Here is a 15497-nt window from a genome sequence, read left to right as displayed (position 1 = left end):
TGTCCAGCAACGCATGGATCGCAAGCCTGTGGCCATGACGCTGCGAAGATGCACCGTTGAGCACGTGTTCGGAACCTTCAAACACTGGATGGGTTGGACGCACTTCCTGACGAGGAAACTGGAGCACGTGGGCACCGAGATGAGTCTGCACGTGCTGGCTTACAACCTTAAGAGGGTCATCGCGATCTTGGGCATAGCCAGAACGATGAAGGCGATGCGATTGATGGAGGCGTGAGCCTCTCAAGGCCCCCCAACGATCAATTCGAATGACCCCGGGCGCACTTGCTGAGCACCGCGTACTGGATAAGCCGCTCTTGGCCACCCCGCCGCGTTCGCGGTCATGTCCTGCACACTACAAGCCAACGGTTTGCACACGGCCTCGGCCCATTGCAGGCGTTGTCGCTTCTCAAGAGCGGTTGTTTGCGTGCTGATTCGAAAGAAGGCCCGCGGCCTCGCAGGCTTGCACGAGCTCGGCCACCGAACGAACGCCCATCTTTTCCATGACCCTGCCGCGATGCTGCTTGACGGTCTGCTCGGCGATTAGCAGGTCGGCCGCGATCTGCTTGTTCAAGCGTCCACGGATGACGTGCTGCATGATTTCGCGTTCGCGCGGCGACAGGCTGACCACCCGCGCCTTGGCCGCGACCAGCGCCAGCTCTTGTCTGCGGTCGTCGGCGTGGCGCTCGACCGCGCGGCGCACTGCCCCGATAAGGACGTCGGCGTCGACCGGTTTTTCAAGGTAGTCGCAAGCGCCCCGCTTCATCGCGCCGACGCCGGCAGACACCTCGCCATGCCCGGTGACGAAGATGATCGGCGGGGCGCATCCCTCTTCCAGCAAGCGAAGCTGCAACGCCGACCCCGAGAGAACCGGCATGGACATGTCGAGCACGATACAGGCCACATCGGTCAACGGCGGGCGGGCGATGAACTCGTCCGCGGAGAGATAGGCCGCTACCGCCCATCCGGCCTCTTCGAGCAGTCGCCTGAAGCTTTCCCTGACCGCAGGATCGTCGTCGATGACGCAGACGATCGCGTCCGCGGTGGCGCACGCGCTGGCGACCTCCGGCCTGCGCGCCGCAGACGGTGCTTCCGCTATGTGGGGCCTTTCGATCCGCTCCGGCAGCTCGACGCAGAAGCTCGCTCCGCCTTCAGGGTTCGACTCCGCCCAGATGCGCCCGCTGTGCGATTCGACGATGGAGCGGCAGATCGCCAGGCCGAGCCCCAGGCCCTCCTGCCGCGATGTCCAGAACGGCTCGAAGATGGTTTCGAGTTCGCCCGGCGCGATCCCCTTGCCGTTGTCGCGCACTGCAAGCCCGATCGCGCCACCATCGCGCCGCGAAACATCCAGCCGCAGGAGACGTCGCGCTTGGTCGCCCGGCTGCGTGGCCGCCTGCACGGCCGACACTGCATTGAGCACCAGGTTAAGTGCCACCTGTTCGATCTGCGTCTTGTCCGCCAGCACCCAGCATCCCTCATCGAAGCGCGTCTCGATGCAGATGCCCTGCTCGACGAACTCGCTTTCCAGCAGGCGCAGGACCTCTCGCAAAGCCGCGGCGAGATCGATGCACTCGCGTCTAGTTTCGTCGCGCCGCAGCAGGTCACGCATCGCGCGGATCGTTTCGGCCGCCCGCTTGTCTTCGCGCACTACAGCCTCGAGCACCCCTTGCACCCGATCGAGGCTCGCGTCGTTGCGTTCGAGGTACTTGAGCCCGGCCTGCGCATTGCTCAGGATGGCCGTCAAGGGTTGGTTCAACTGATGGGCGATCGCGGCCGTGAGCGCACCGACGCGCGCGACGCGGTCGGCATGCCACACGCGCCGTCGCAACTGCCGTGCCTCCTCCTCGGTGCGCGCGAGGACCATCGCGCTGCCGAGCAGTTCTCCGACGATTTTGAGCCGCGCCACCATGTCCGAGGGCCAGCTGCGCGTGGACTTAAAGGCCGCGAACGAGAGCACGCTCCTCACCCGCCCGCCGATGCGCAGCGGAATCGACAGATGAGAACGCAAGCCCACTCGCTGGCAGTGCGCCGCCTCGGCGACCGCCTCCGGCGGCAGGTCCTGCGGCAGCCTGGCGATCGACACAATCCGCCCGGCCCGCAGCTCGCCGAGAAACCAGGGCAACTGGTGATGAAAGCGGCCGCGCGACATGGGCTCGAAGCCACCGCCAGACGCCGAGCACAGCACGTCGAGGTAGTCGCCGGCCACGAACTCGGCGAAGGTGCAGCGGTCACAGCCCAGGAAGGTGACCATCTGGTCGAGCGACCGCTCGATCTTGTTCAGGAAGCCGTCGCTCGAGACGTCGGCGAAGCGCTCCGACAGGTCTGAGAGCAAGCGCTCGAATCCCAGCCGATGCCGCAGGGCCTCGGCATTCGATCGCTCGTCTTGCGACTCCGGCCAAGTTGTGACCGTCTTCCGGCTCATCATGTCGATCTCGGCATGAGGCGTACCCGCATGCGTGCGCTGCACTTCCTTAAGTCTTTTCGGCACGGCGGCCTCGGCACGAGACAAGTCGTGAAGGAGAAACCGGAACATTGCGCACCTGCGCGCTCGCCGTCAATGTCAAAGTACATGACCGCATGCCGCCTCCCGGCCACCGCTCAAGCCGTAGGGCCAAAGGCTTCTCTTCAGCCGGTCCGCTCGGACAGTTCGTCGATGTGCTTCCTGGCATCCTCAGCCGCTTCTACAACGGCGCCCACTTCGGTCCAGTGGCCCACGTTTGTCGCTGAGAAAGACTGCAGCCCGTCGATCGTGTATCGCCAAGTCCAGGTGTCGTGTCGAATTGGGTCGCGATGACGACCTCGTGTTCCTTGTACTCGAAGCTCTTTGTCAGAACTTGCATACGTTTCTCCCGACCGGAGAGGGAATTCCCGTCACAACCGCAAGGCTCAATGCCCTGGCGACACCGCTGTTTGCGCGAATGGCTGCCCTAGGGGGATCCTCCTGAAGGCACATCCACTTTGCTCCAGGTCGAATCCGGGTTGAAGACCTTCATGTCCCGCGCGATCGTTGCGCCCTTCGGTCCCAGGTCCTTCTGGTAGAGCACCCCGTCGTGACTGATCATGAAGCTGGTCACGCCAGTGTCCCCATACTGGATTGGCCAAGCCACGACGGCGAAGCCGGCGCGCATGCGATTGCCAATGATGTAGTCGTAGGCCCCCCCCGATGCACCCTTGCCCTGTGCCGTCAGGATCTTGTAATGGTAGCCGTGGTAGCCCTCGCCGGGTCTCACGCCGCCGAAGCGCGGTCCCAACGGACTCTCGCCCTGGGCGTCGTCGGGCCAGTACAGCCCGTCACGTTGGCCCGGTGTGCTCGCGAACTTGCGCGCGTACGAGAGCACGCCATCGCCGTCGCGGTCACGCTGCGCATATTCCTTTTGTGCGTCGAAGTAAGCCAGGACCGCCTGCATGGTGGCAAGCTCATTGCGGCCGATTCGCCGAGTGCGCATCTCATCGGCGCCCGCCCCCGGGGTCGAAGCGCCAGCTGCCGGCCTTCATGACAAGCGGAATTGGCAACGTCCAGCCACTGTCGCCGACGGCTAGCACGGCCTTGTCCTGGTCAGTCGACACAACCTTGTGCTCCTTGTCCCAGGCGGCGAGGAAAGCCTGCAGGTCGGCCTTGCCAATGTCGTCGGCCGGCGTGAAGCGTTTCCAGTCGGCGCCAAGGACCTTCCGCAGCGCCGCGGCGTCGTTGCCGGACACGGCGTCGTGGAAGGCCTGGACGGCCGCCTCGGCGCTGGCATAGGGCTGCTGCGCTCCTGCGAGGCAGGGGACGAGCAGAGAAACGACGGCAATCATCGCGGTGCCGAGTCGGACAGCTGATCGGCAGATAGGCATTTGCATGGCGTGCTCCTGTGCTTTTCTTGTTACCTGCGTCCACCACCTCCGCGGCCTCCACCGCGCCCTGCGCCCCCGGCGCGGCCCCCACCCCCGCCGTAGCCACCGCCGTATCCCCCGCGGCCCCCTCCGCCGCTGTAACCGCCGCCCCCGTAGCCGCCACGACCGCCGGAGTGTTGCTGTGACATCTGCCGGCTGGCATTACCTCGGTCCATTTGCTGGCGCGCCTGCCCGACATTGCCGGCGCCGCTGAAAGCATTGTCACCGCGTGCTCCGCCTTGTGCGCCGACGCGTGACAGCCCGTCGTTGCCGCCGAATCCTCCTTGCCCTCGAGCAGCTGCGTCCGCGCGCTGACGAGTGGCAGGATCGTTGCGCAATTGGTTGCGTCCGGCGCCCGGGTCCATGCCACGTTGCTGCAGCGCCGACTGCGCCTGCTGACGCTGCGCGTCGCGACCGCGAAAGTCGCTGCGGTTCTCCCCGCCCGGCACGCTCCTGCCGAACTGCTGCTGACTGCGGGTGTCGCGGTAAGGCACGCCGCGCCGGTTCTGCGCGTTGTGCTGGAAGCGGTTCTGATTTGCGTTCAGTTGCCGGTTGGTATTGATGCTGTTGTAGCGATTCGTGTTGATATTGATGTCGCCACCGCCCCAATTGCAATTGCCCCAAAGCGCACCGACAGCCGCCACCCCAACCCCGAAGGCGATGCCCGTGGCCAGCGCCGCGCCAGGGTAGTAGCCCGGGTAGTACATCGCCGGTGGGTACCAATAGTACGGTGGGTAGGCCGGATAAGGCCAGGTGCCGTACACCACAGCCGGGTTGTAGAGAGGCACGTAGACGGTCTGCGGGTTGGCAGGCTCGATGGTGATCGCCTCTTGCTGGACGGTCACGGTCTGCTGCTCAGTCGTCTTCAGATTGCCGGTTTCGCGCGCGCGGGCACGCAGTCGTTGGGCGGAATCGAGCACGTCCTTCGATGACGCAAGGAAGGCGTCACCAAGGTTCTGCACCCAGTCGGGCTTCTCGCCCATGGTCTGCAGCACCTGCGGAAAGGCCACCAGCGACTTCACGCTCGGGTCCCAAGGCTGGTGGTCGACGGCGCGCACGGCCGCATCGCCGGACTGCTGGGGATTTGCCTTCGACCACTTCGCGGCGTCAGCCACATCGGCCGGGTAGGTCGACGCCATCAGCACCTGCGACAGCAGCGAGTCCGGATACAGGGCGATGGGCGCCATCATCTGGTCGATCTGGGCCTGGCTGAAAGTGCCGTCCGCCGCAGGCGCCGTCGGCACCGTGGCGGCGGGGCCCGCCGGCCCCGGCGCCGTGGTGGTCGTGGTGGTCGTGACGCGCGCCGGTTGCTGCACGGCCACCGGCACGGGGTAGGCGCATCCACCAAGAATCACGGCGAGCGCGATCGGGGGCGCTAGCACGTGCGCAGGGAAGCGGCGCATGCCAGGATGCGCCAGGACGACAGGAAGCTCGGGGGCGCTCGGCAGTCCAATCTTCATGTCCAGACCTCCGCATCGTTTGGCTGATCAACTCGGGCAAGTGCCGCGTTGTACCCCCGGATCTCACGTCCGTCGAGCTTTGGCATCTCGAATGCATGGTGGCGTTCGGTTCCGATCGGAGCTATTCGTCGCAGCGACGCCCCTGTCCCCATTTGACATTCCACGATGCGCTGGTTGCCTTCCGTTCTCCTTCATGCGCTTTCCATGGGTACGAGGGCCCCGGTACCTCCAGAGACGATTAAGCAGCCCGAACTGCGCGCGGCCGCGAACCGTTCTTCCATTCGCGGCGTACAGCCCGGGAACGACGCCGGTCTAGCTGGTAGGTTTGGTTCCGTCCCTGAAACGGTCCGACCCTACTTTGCTCGCCGAATAGGGCCTCAAGTTCTAGCCTTCGTACAGCCAGGGCGCGTCGAGCAAGCGCGCGCCCAGCACACGCAGCGCGGCATCGCGCGCCAGCCGCATCGTCCCGCTCGAATGAAAAAGGTCCTCGTCGCGCTTGGCTTGCGCCTGCACGCGGGCATTGCGTTGCCAGCGCGCGGCCGCATAGCGTGCGAAGGCATCTGGCAAGCTGCCCGGGCCACAGTCTCCCACGCAATCGGCCAGCGCCACGGCGTCTTCGATCGCCATGGAGGCCCCTTGCGCGAGGTGCGGCACCATCGGGTGGGCCGCGTCGCCCAGCAACGCGATCCGCTCGTTCACCATTTCATCGGGGCCGGCAACCGGAGGCCGGCTGTTTACGGTCCAGGCGCGCCAGGCAGGCATCGCTTCGATCAGGGGCCTGACCCCGTCGCAGCGGTTCCCCATGGCATGGAGCAAAGCGGCGGCGCTGCTGTCCTGATCCCAATCGCTGGGGTCGGTCGCAGTCATCTCGGATTCGGCGATGACCACCAGACTGAGCCAGTCACCCCCGCGCACCGGATAGACGACGGCATGCAGTTGCCCACCCAGCCAGGCCTGCACGTCGGCGCTCCGCAGCCTGACGGGTAGGCTGTCGCACGGCACAAGGGCACGCCACGCCGTGTGGCCGGTCGGGCGTGGTGGCAGTGTGCTCGCCACCACGCGCTCGCGCACGATGCTCCACAGCCCGTCCGCGCCAACCAATCCATCGCCCCTCCATTCGCGAGCTCCTGATGCCCCCACCGAGACGGACTCGCCACGCGTCACCACCCGGGAAATGCGTGCGTCGGTGGTCAGCGTGACGAGGGGCATGTCGTGTGCAGTGGCGAGCAAGACACCATGCAGCTCAACACGATGCACGCATAGGAAGGGAGCGCCATACTTGCGCAGGATCACGTCCCCAAGTGGCATGCGGGCCAGCACGGCGTTATCGGCGGCATTGCGGACCACCAGCGCATCGGGTCGGGCTGCAACACCGGCGAGGGCGTCATGGAGGCCCAGCGAATTCAGTCGGCGGGTGACATTGGGCCCAAGCTGGATGCCGGCGCCGATCTCGCCGAATCGAGGCGCCTGTTCGAGCACGTCGACAGACTGGCCCGCACGCGCCAGGGCCACCGCGGCACAGAGTCCACCAATGCCACCACCGGCAACGAGTACGTGAGCCGACATACGACCTCAGGTTTGCGAGCGCGATCAGCCGACGACCTGCGCCACAGCGATGCGGCACGTCACAAAGCTCGCAGCATAGGCATTGCAAAGCGATGTGGGAAGCGTTGTTACCGTGCCAGCCCGGACATCCTGCTGTTTGCCACGACGAGGTCCCCCCTCCGGTCCAGGTCCGGACTGCTCGCTCTGAGTAGCGCCAAGCGCGACGGCTGAGGCTGCTGCTATCAGGCCGGATCCGGATGTTCGACTTCACCCTTCCAGCGACCGGTGATGGCCGACAAGCACTGTCGAGCCCAGCGCCATCGTCGACGCTTGGCTTGAACGTCGCTCAACGCGCGTACGAATCGGGGTCAGGACCGGAGTCCAGGAGCGCGAGGGCTCGCACCAGTTCAGGCACGGAATGAACGTCCAGTTTTTTCAATGCCAAGGTTCGATAGATCTTCACTGTCCGCTCAGCGACGCCGAGACTTTCTGCAACGTCCTTGTTCCGGGCGCCTTCGCTGACAAGGCGCGCGGCCAGCTGTTCCTGATAGGTCAGGGTTCGATACCGTTCCTTCAGAAACGAGATCCTGGACGCCCTGGCTCGATTTCTGCGCCCGCGCGAAACAGCAGTCTCGATGGCCTCGCGCAGCACAGGCTCCGAAACTGGTTTGAGGAGGAAGTCGGAGGCGCCAAGCTTCATCGCGGTGATGACGTCCGCAGGGTTCGGACGCGTGCCGAGCATGACGACAGCGAGTCCACGGGCAGCAGCGTTCGACAGGAAGTTGGAAAGCGCCTTTAGGTTTTCCGTGAGATCGAAATCGACAAGAACACAATCGACTTCGGGGGCTGCTTCGGGCGTCCGGATTGCGAACGCGTCAATTTTGCCGCGCGCCCGGAATCGATACCCCTGCTGGCGAAACATTCGCGAGAGCACGCGTGGGATTGCGATCGGTCCTATCAACTCGACAACGGCCATCACATGCTCCAGACTATTGTTGAGAGGTCCGGTTGCGGAGGAATTCTGCCGTGCCGCTGATCGGCCGGTCATGGCCGTTTGCGGCTGGCCAGCGCGGCGGCTAACGCGCATCTAGCAACTCTAGCAGTTTGCGGTACACGCTGTTCCGCGTGACCGCGATGAAGCCGCATTCCTCATAGACACGGTTCGCGCCGTCCAGATTCTGGCTGCATCTCGGCGCTAGCAGCACCGGTGGGGTTCGTGTAGCTTCCTCGCGAACTGCCGCCCGACCACGCGTGTCCCGCGTTGTGCAACTGCCAGTATTCGGCTGTGCTTCGCCCGGCATCGTCCGCGTAGACCGCGCGGGTGTAGCGTTGCCCCTTGCCAGAATGGCCCTCCGCGGTACGCGCGGTCGGCATCTTTCCAGTGGCCTGCCCGGTCGCGAAGCTGGACGCTTCGATGATCGCGGCGCCATTGCTTACATGCACCGTGGCATCCGCATCGCCATGGAAGACGATGGTGGGCGGCACTGAACTGCTGGCCCCCTCCGGCGGGAGTCGCGGCGCGCTCAACGAAGGCCGCACGATCGAACAGAAACGAGCCTTCTACAAGGCCATCGCGACAGGCCTGAACGAACGGCTTCAGATGCGGTTGGGAGACGTCTTCATCAACCTGGTCGAAGTCCGGAAGGAAAACTGGTCCTTTGGAAATGGAGAGGCCCAGTACGCTCCGCCGCCGGATTGAACACGCCTATGCATCGCCAGGTGAGATAAATCTACGACTCCGACTGCGAGTCGGTAGCCGACGCCCGTCTCTGTCAGCAGAGGCTGAGGCTGCGCAGGTCCACCCACGGCGGCATACACGTTCTGGAGCTATCTGCGCAAGCGGTGGACGCATGGCGCAAGCATGCGTATCGATCATTTGCTTTTGAGCTCTCCTGCTGTGAGCCGAAGGACGCTGCAGGCGGTGTCGGTCGCGTGATGCTTGGGTTGACTGGCGCAAGCGACCACGCGCCAGCCTCGGTAGAGCTGAAATAACGAACTCTCGCTTCGGAGCGTACCTTCGTTGTCCCAAACCAGGCGCAAGAACGGGGCTCCCGTGAGCGAGGGTGATCGTGATCGGCTACAGATGCCCTCATGACCTGGAGCGAGCGGCGACCTTTCGTAGCTCACGCAACTCCATGCGCGCGGCCTCCCGAATTTCTTCGCGATTCAATTCGACCCCGCTTTCGTCAAGGGCGTTGAAATGACTCTGCAGCCAAGGCTCCCGAGTATCGAAACGCTCGACTGCATAGTCGAGCCAACTGGAATAGCCGACAGGTGGCGGCAACGGCTTTTGGATGGTGAAGGCGGATTCCTTCTGTCTAATCGGGATGATCAACGCAGCATACGCCCCGATTCCTCACCGGTCGAGTCGCGGCTCAAGGATCAGAAAGCGAAGGCTCTTCCGGCACCTTCATGGCACGCGCCGGTTTCGGCTTGGGCGCCTTTGGCGGCAGTGGCTCGGCCACCATGGCCAGCCGCTCGGGCGGGAACTGCCGCATGAATTCCGTCGAGCTCTCGGGCGGTGCGTCAAGCCACTCCCCATACTGCGCCTGCGGCAGGATTACGACCATGCGCTTGTCCTGCATGTGCGGCGGGCGCTTCAGGTCCGGCCGGTGCATGAGGCTGAAGAGCGGATGCGCGTCGGCGTTGATCGTGAGCATCGCGAAGCTCAGTTCCCACTCGGCAGTGTCCGGGTTCTTCCAGGGCGACCAGAGGCCGGCCACGCCGAGCGTCTCGTCGTTCGCGGCCGTGAATCGTGTGGGCACGAACTGGCCGCTGCGCCAGTCGGGCTCGTAGATCGCTTCGCAGGGCACGATGCAGTGCCGCGGCTTGGCCCAGGCGTTCTTGAAGCTGGCGAGTTCGCGGACGGTCTCGGTACGCGCGTTGTACGTGTTGACGCCGTACCGCACATCCTTCGCGAAGCCCCGGCAACAGCCCGAAGTGCCCTTCCACGAGTTCGAACTCCTGCACCGCCTCGTCGCCTGACTCGCGCTCGGGTGGCCGGCGAATGAACGGCGCCATTTGTGTCGGATAGATGTGCAGCCCGCCGGGCGGCGGCTCCCAGTCGGGCGGCAGCCGGATGCCGAAGTGTTTCTCGATCTGCCTGCGACGCTTCTCGGCCTGGTAATGGCTGTACATCGGCCCATTGTGCTGGAGTCCGGCGCGTGGGCGCGTTGGGGCAGAGGGCGGCGACGCGAGTGGCTAGGGCAAACGAAATCCGGCCGCCTCGGCGGCAGCACGTACCTGGGCCGGCCAGTTGATGTTTCCCGGATCGCGGCCGCTCGCGATGCCGATCAGATAGGCCGGCTCGGCGGCGATGTTCTTGAAGCCCCGGGAGACGCCAGCGGGGATGGCGATGGTGTCCCAGGCCTCGAGCATCACGTGGCGCTCACCCGTTGGACCCCAGAAGATCTCCCAGCGCCCCGAGAGCGCGACGAACACCTCCTGCGTCAGGTGGTTGTGCAGCGGCGCCGACTTTCCCGGCTCGCAGCAAACGATGTTCAGGTGAAAGCCCTCCGCCTGCAGCGGCGCCGCCGGCGGCGTGCCGATCACTCGCCACGTCGTCCGCTCGCACCCAGGGATGCCCGCGTCGGCATAGTCGTTTGTCACCGGAAGAGCGCGGAAGCGCGCCACGCGCGCTTCCATCTCCTCGACGGTGGGGTTTGCATCCGTGATGGGGGCCGTGGGAGACATGGCGGGCGCTATCGGATTGGGCGTTCCTGGTAGGCATTTTTGCCGGAGGGCCGCAGCCTGCATACTGTATCTTTATACAGTATGACTGATGCTCCCCCACCCTTCGCAGAACTCTACTGCCGCTCCAACTACACCTTCCTGGTCGGCGCCTCCGAGCCCGAGGAACTTGTCGAGCGCGCGGCGGCCAAGCTCTACACCGCGATCGCCCTCACCGATGAATGCTCGGTCTCGGGCGTGGTACGCGCGCACCTCGCGGCGCGCGAGTGCGGCATCCACTTCATCGTCGGCAGCGAGATCCTGCTGACCACCGCGGGCGGCCATCCACACGCGCGCATCGTTTTTCTGGCCCAGGACCGCCGCGGCTACGGCAACCTCAGCGAGGCGATCACGCTGGCGCGTCGCCGTGCCGAAAAGAGCCGCTAACTCGCGCAGGTGACCGACTTCGAGGGCAAGACCGCGAAGGCACCCCATCTGGCCGGGCTCCCGGGCTGCATCGCCCTTCTGCTGCCCGAACCCGACGAGACGGTCGAAACCTTGTTCGCCAAGGCGATGTGGCTCAAGACCTGGTTCGACGGCCGCGCCTGGCTGCTGGAGCCGCGGCCGATGGGCCTCGACGATGAGCTGCGCTGCTGGATCATCGAGCAGGTGGCCGAGCTCACGCAGCTGCGTATCGTCGCGACGGCCAGCCCCGTGATGCACACCCGGTTGCGGAAGCCGTTGCACGACGTGGCCGCGGCTGTCCGCGTGGGCCGGCAGGAGAGTCAATGCGGCTTCGACCTCCAGCCCAACGGCGAGGCCTACCTGCGCGGGCGCGCGTACCTGCGCCAGGCCTTCCCGGACGCATGGATGCGCGAGACCATCGAGGTTGCCCGCCGTTGCACCTTCAGCCTCGAGGAGCTGCGCTACGAGTACCCGGAGGAGATCGTGCCGGCGGGCGAGACACCGCCCTCCTACCTGCGCAAGCTTGCGTATGCCGGTGCGCAGAAGCGCTTCCCCTCCGCCCTTCCCGACAAGGTCCGAGCCCAGATCGAGCACGAGCTCGGCATCATCCGGCAGCTCGAATACGAGGCGTACTTCCTGACGGTCGAGGACATCGTGCGCTGGGCGCGCGAGCGCGGCATCCTGTGCCAGGGCCGCGGCTCCGCGGCCAACTCGGCGATCTGCTATTGCCTCTATGTGACCGAGGTTGATCCCGAGCGGATGAACGTGCTGTTCGAGCGCTTCATCAGCGTCGAGCGCAAGGAACCGCCGGACATCGACATCGACTTCGAGCACCAGCGGCGCGAGGAGGTGATGCAGTACATCTACCGCAAGTACGGGCGCGATCGGGCGGCGCTGACGGGTGTAGTCATTGCCTACCGCAGCAAGTCCGCGATCCGCGATGTCGGCAAGGCGCTGGGTTTCGCCCTGGACGTCGTCCCACGACCGGCTGGGCTGAGCATCCCGATCCAGGCTGACGTCACCACAAGGACGCAGCGGTTCGACCTGCGTCCGCAAAGTATCGTCTTGGAGCTTGAAGTCGGTCATGATGAGGTGTCGATGTCAGACACTGCATCATCACAGGTGGCGAACTTCATCGCTTAGAACGCATGGGCGTTAGCGCGATTGATCAAGTGGCCTCCGCGGGGCGCTCTGGCAGGGTGAACGCAAATGTCGACCCCTTGCCTGGCGCACTCGTCAAGCGCATGGATCCACCATGCAATTCGACGAAGCGTTTCGCCAGCGTCAGACCCAGCCCTGTGCCTTCGGACTTACCCAGCTGATCGCCCGAGGCTTGTCGGAATTCTTCAAAGACTATTGCTTGCTGATCGGGCGCGATGCCAACGCCGTTGTCGATCACCGCGATCTCGACGGCACTGCCGTCGGTGGCTTTCAGATGTCGCGCGCGGAGGGTAACCCTGCCGCCCATGGGCGTGAACTTGACGGCATTCGAAAGCAGGTTGATCAGTACCTGTTTGATCTTTCGCTGGTCGGCAACCCATTCTTCCGGTGCTCCTGCCGCATCGAGCAGCAGCGTCAAGCCGCTACGCGCGGCGCGCTCTCGGACCAGCATGGCCGCCGCGTCGAGCACCTCACGCAGGTTGAACACGGATAGCTCCAGTTCCATGCGGCCCGCCTCGATCTTCGACAGGTCGAGGATGTCGTTGATCAAACTCAGCAGATGGTTTCCCGAGCCATGGATGTCTTGCAAATAATCGAGTTGTCGGTCGTTTACTTCCCCCACCATCTTTTCGGCCAGCACCTCCGAAAATCCGATGATCGCATTCAGTGGCGTGCGCAGTTCATGGGACATGGCGGCCAGAAATTCGGACTTGTGCCGGTTAGCCGCCTCGATCTGGCTGCCCTTTTCCTGGATCTCACGGTACAAGCGCTCCAGTTCGTCGCTCATGTGATTCAGATTGCCGGCCAGATCGCCCAATTCGTCGCGGTTGGGGACGATCACTTGGCTCTTGAAATCCCCAGCCGCAATCTGGTCGAAGCGTTCGCCCATCTGTCGCAGTGGGCCAATCAACGACACCGAGATCGCATAACCCAGCCCCAGCGCCAGGATGATGCTGCCGACAGCAAACGCCACGACCCATCGCCGCGAGGCCGCGTAACCACTGTGACTCTCGTCGATGCGTGAAAGCATCTCAGCCTCGGCCCTGTTGACGAGTTCGTTCGTCAGGCGCTCGAGCCGCTCCGCAAGGGGACCGACACGCTCGACTTGCGCCGTCCGACCCTCCGTCACCTTGCCAGCCCGAACCAGATCTATCACTTCACCTACCGCCGCTGTGAATCCCTCGTACTCATGGCGCACGCGCTGCAGTACCTCGACCTCGTCCTGGGCGACGAACTTCAACCGATCTAGGTCGTAGCCGAACTGGTGGAGCTGACGGAGGGTCACGTCTAGGGCGGCGGGGTCCGGCGCCAACATTGCAGTGGCCACGCTGTACAGCTGTGCAGTGGTGCTTTGTTCGATCTGCCGGTATGCGGCAATCTTGCGCTGCAACTGAACGAAGTCCTCGGCGCGCTGGTTCAGACGACCGAGCTCGGCCAAACTGACCGTGCCGACCGCGATCAGAAGTCCTACTATGGCGAGGAACGCAACCAGCAGCTTGGTATGCACGGTGGCCGGCACGCGCGCCACGGCCAACGGCAGCCATCGAAGCAGTGGTTCGATCATTTGCGACCTCTGCTCGTTCGCCTGGGCTTGCCCGCTCTGGGAATGTCACTCGATGGCCAACATCTGCAGGTCTCGCTTCATTTCTCTGGAGTCGAATTTCGTGCCCATGTATTGCACCCGCATCATGCCGGCGCGATCGACCAGCGAGGTCAGGAACAGGTGGTCGACGCCACCAGTTTGTGCCGCCTTTGCATACGACCCAAAGCCCCGCACCGCATCGTCGACGGCTTTCGGAGTTCCAGTCAGGAAATACCAGCCTGGTATATCGGCGCCAAACGAAGCCGCGTAGGTTTGTAGTCGTGCCGGTGTATCCGTCAATGGGTCGACGGTGATTGCCACGAACGCGTACTGAGTGCCGAATTCGCCGCCCAGGCCTCGCCCCAGCTCGGCCAACTTAGCCACCAGGATGGGGCAACTGGTGGAGCAGGTCGTGAACACGAAGGTGACCAGCAGGACCTTGCCGCGCAGATCGGCGAGCGCAACGCGAGGGCCCCTCGACGACTCCAGCGAAAAGTGCGGCGCCGGCCCGAGCACGGGGAGGTGTTCGATGCCGTCAGGCGCACCCTTTATGGTCAGCGCATTCGCAAGTAGCGGCGCCGTTGCCAGCCAAAAGGCGGCAGCCGCATGCAAAACGTGACGACGGTTTGGCATCGATTGGTTCCTCATGTGGTCGATTCCTACTGTGCGGCTCATGCCATCACCAGTCGAGGTCTCAAGTTCAGGCCTTCAACTCCCGCTTCAGTTCATTCAGGAGGCGCCAGTCCGTGCTCTCGGCAATGAGCTTCTGCGGCGTGGACTTGATAAGGCCCACGTCGCGCAGGCGCAGTGCGTGAAAGCGCAGTGTGTCCTCAGGGTTCACCGTCCGGTAGTCGTAGTTCAGCTTCTTCAGGGACTGAAGCCCTATGTCGTATCGCGTTTCGTAGCCATGGTCGCGCAAGTAGCCGGCCGCCTGTTGCGGCTGTGCCTTGCACAACTCGACGGCCTTCAAGATTGCGCGCAGCACGTGCTTGGTGGCCACCGGATTGCGCTGAACGTAGTCTCGGTTCGCCCCGATCATGCAGCAGTAGTACTGCGACCAGGGTCGATCGACGTTGGTGTCCAGTAGCACTTGGCCAATCTTCCTGGCGCGCAACTCCTGCGGTTCTGGCGGAAACGCCAAGAATGCGTCGGCTCTTTTGTCGATGAACGCGTTCATCGCGCTTCCGCCGGGGCGGGCCAGCCATTTCACATCATTGGTGCTGAAGCCCGCATACGAGAGCATGCTGGACAGCAGGATCTGGTCGCCCCCAAGGAATTTCTCGCAGACGACCGTCTTCCCCTTCAGATCGCTCAGCATGCGCATATCGCCGTGCCCGAACAACTCCCAGCAGCCCAGATGTACGCCAGCGAGCAACACCACCCCCTTGCCCGCATCCATCACTGGCAGGTAGCCGGTCGTGTACCACATCGTGATGTCCACTTTGCCGCTGGCCAGCGCCTCCGGGCCCGCTCGCGTGCCGAGGGCGAGGTATTGGACGTCACTGAACCCTTCGTCTCGCAGCAGTTCGCCGGCGAGGTATTGCGGCGCAAGGCAGATCGATGGCGCATGGCAAAAGCGCACCGTGCGCGTCTCGGGTGGCGCGTCATCGGCTACCGCCGCGCCGTGTTGGAGACCCAACAGGCCGGCCGCTCCAAGGGCGGACGCATGTTCGAGGAATTCTCGGCGGCTCGGTCCCGGCGACATGATCTTGTTCATGGTGGTGGCCTGGTTCGGTGACGAGTGG

At 64.3% G+C, this 15497-nt stretch carries 15 protein-coding genes; 4 read left to right on the top strand and 11 right to left on the bottom strand.

Going from position 1 to position 15497, the window contains the following annotated elements:
- Positions 1-235, top strand: a 235-nt coding sequence (locus QTH90_RS31125) for a transposase (RefSeq protein WP_286664423.1), incomplete at its 5' end; no start/stop codon positions are given.
- Positions 236-406: 171 nt separating this feature from the next.
- Here QTH90_RS31125 and QTH90_RS31120 read toward each other — a convergent pair.
- The 6 genes from QTH90_RS31120 to QTH90_RS31095 form a co-directional block, all read right to left on the bottom strand.
- Entirely contained in the window at positions 407-2419 is a 2013-nt protein-coding gene (locus tag QTH90_RS31120; protein WP_353506656.1) for an ATP-binding protein, read from the bottom strand.
- A gap of 505 nt (positions 2420-2924) precedes the next feature.
- Positions 2925-3404 (bottom strand): DUF2950 family protein, encoded by a 480-nt coding sequence (locus QTH90_RS31115; RefSeq protein WP_286668457.1) that lies wholly within the window; start codon positions 3402-3404, stop codon positions 2925-2927.
- A gap of 40 nt (positions 3405-3444) precedes the next feature.
- Complete coding sequence (locus QTH90_RS31110) at positions 3445-3837, bottom strand: DUF2950 family protein (protein WP_286668456.1); 393 nt, start codon at positions 3835-3837, stop codon at positions 3445-3447.
- Positions 3838-3860: 23 nt separating this feature from the next.
- Positions 3861-5330 (bottom strand): DUF3300 domain-containing protein, encoded by a 1470-nt coding sequence (locus tag QTH90_RS31105; protein ID WP_286668455.1) that lies wholly within the window; start codon positions 5328-5330, stop codon positions 3861-3863.
- Between the two features lie 384 nt (positions 5331-5714).
- Positions 5715-6896 (bottom strand): FAD-dependent monooxygenase, encoded by a 1182-nt coding sequence (locus QTH90_RS31100; protein ID WP_286668454.1) that lies wholly within the window; start codon positions 6894-6896, stop codon positions 5715-5717.
- 325 nt (positions 6897-7221) lie between these two features.
- Positions 7222-7851 (bottom strand): response regulator transcription factor, encoded by a 630-nt coding sequence (locus QTH90_RS31095; protein ID WP_286668453.1) that lies wholly within the window; start codon positions 7849-7851, stop codon positions 7222-7224.
- A gap of 360 nt (positions 7852-8211) precedes the next feature.
- Between QTH90_RS31095 and QTH90_RS31090 the strand changes: the two genes are divergently transcribed.
- Positions 8212-8574: a tautomerase family protein gene (locus QTH90_RS31090; RefSeq protein ID WP_286668452.1), complete on the top strand. Its 363-nt coding sequence runs from the start codon at positions 8212-8214 to the stop codon at positions 8572-8574.
- Between the two features lie 676 nt (positions 8575-9250).
- Here the strand turns inward: QTH90_RS31090 and QTH90_RS31085 are convergent.
- Together QTH90_RS31085 and QTH90_RS31080 are read right to left on the bottom strand one after the other, a co-directional pair.
- Positions 9251-9784 carry an SOS response-associated peptidase family protein gene (locus tag QTH90_RS31085; protein ID WP_286668451.1) on the bottom strand — a complete coding sequence of 178 codons (534 nt, stop codon included), beginning with the start codon at positions 9782-9784 and terminating at the stop codon, positions 9251-9253.
- Between the two features lie 292 nt (positions 9785-10076).
- Positions 10077-10568 carry a cupin domain-containing protein gene (locus QTH90_RS31080; RefSeq protein WP_286668450.1) on the bottom strand — a complete coding sequence of 164 codons (492 nt, stop codon included), beginning with the start codon at positions 10566-10568 and terminating at the stop codon, positions 10077-10079.
- An 81-nt stretch (positions 10569-10649) separates the two neighbouring features.
- On the opposite strand from QTH90_RS31080, the gene QTH90_RS31075 reads away from it, so the two are divergent.
- Together QTH90_RS31075 and QTH90_RS31070 are read left to right on the top strand one after the other, a co-directional pair.
- Positions 10650-10991, top strand: coding sequence for a PHP domain-containing protein (locus QTH90_RS31075; protein ID WP_286668449.1), 342 nt, complete (start codon positions 10650-10652; stop codon positions 10989-10991).
- Between the two features lie 9 nt (positions 10992-11000).
- Positions 11001-12152 (top strand): error-prone DNA polymerase family protein, encoded by a 1152-nt coding sequence (locus QTH90_RS31070; RefSeq protein ID WP_286668448.1) that lies wholly within the window; start codon positions 11001-11003, stop codon positions 12150-12152.
- A 25-nt stretch (positions 12153-12177) separates the two neighbouring features.
- Here the strand turns inward: QTH90_RS31070 and QTH90_RS31065 are convergent, their stop codons facing one another.
- The 3 genes from QTH90_RS31065 to QTH90_RS31055 are packed head-to-tail and all read right to left on the bottom strand — an operon-like array spanning position 12178 to position 15469.
- Positions 12178-13734 carry a sensor histidine kinase gene (locus QTH90_RS31065; RefSeq protein WP_286668447.1) on the bottom strand — a complete coding sequence of 519 codons (1557 nt, stop codon included), beginning with the start codon at positions 13732-13734 and terminating at the stop codon, positions 12178-12180.
- 45 nt (positions 13735-13779) lie between these two features.
- Positions 13780-14400, bottom strand: coding sequence for an SCO family protein (locus QTH90_RS31060; protein ID WP_286668446.1), 621 nt, complete (start codon positions 14398-14400; stop codon positions 13780-13782).
- A gap of 52 nt (positions 14401-14452) precedes the next feature.
- Entirely contained in the window at positions 14453-15469 is a 1017-nt protein-coding gene (locus QTH90_RS31055; protein WP_286668445.1) for an ABC transporter substrate-binding protein, read from the bottom strand.
- Between the last annotated feature and the right edge of the window lie 28 nt (positions 15470-15497).

It is taken from the genome of Variovorax flavidus (genome assembly GCF_030317145.1).
Lineage (GTDB): Bacteria > Pseudomonadota > Gammaproteobacteria > Burkholderiales > Burkholderiaceae_C > Variovorax > Variovorax flavidus.
The sequence above is the reverse complement of the archived record's forward strand: the minus strand, read 5'-3'. Positions and strand labels throughout refer to the sequence as shown.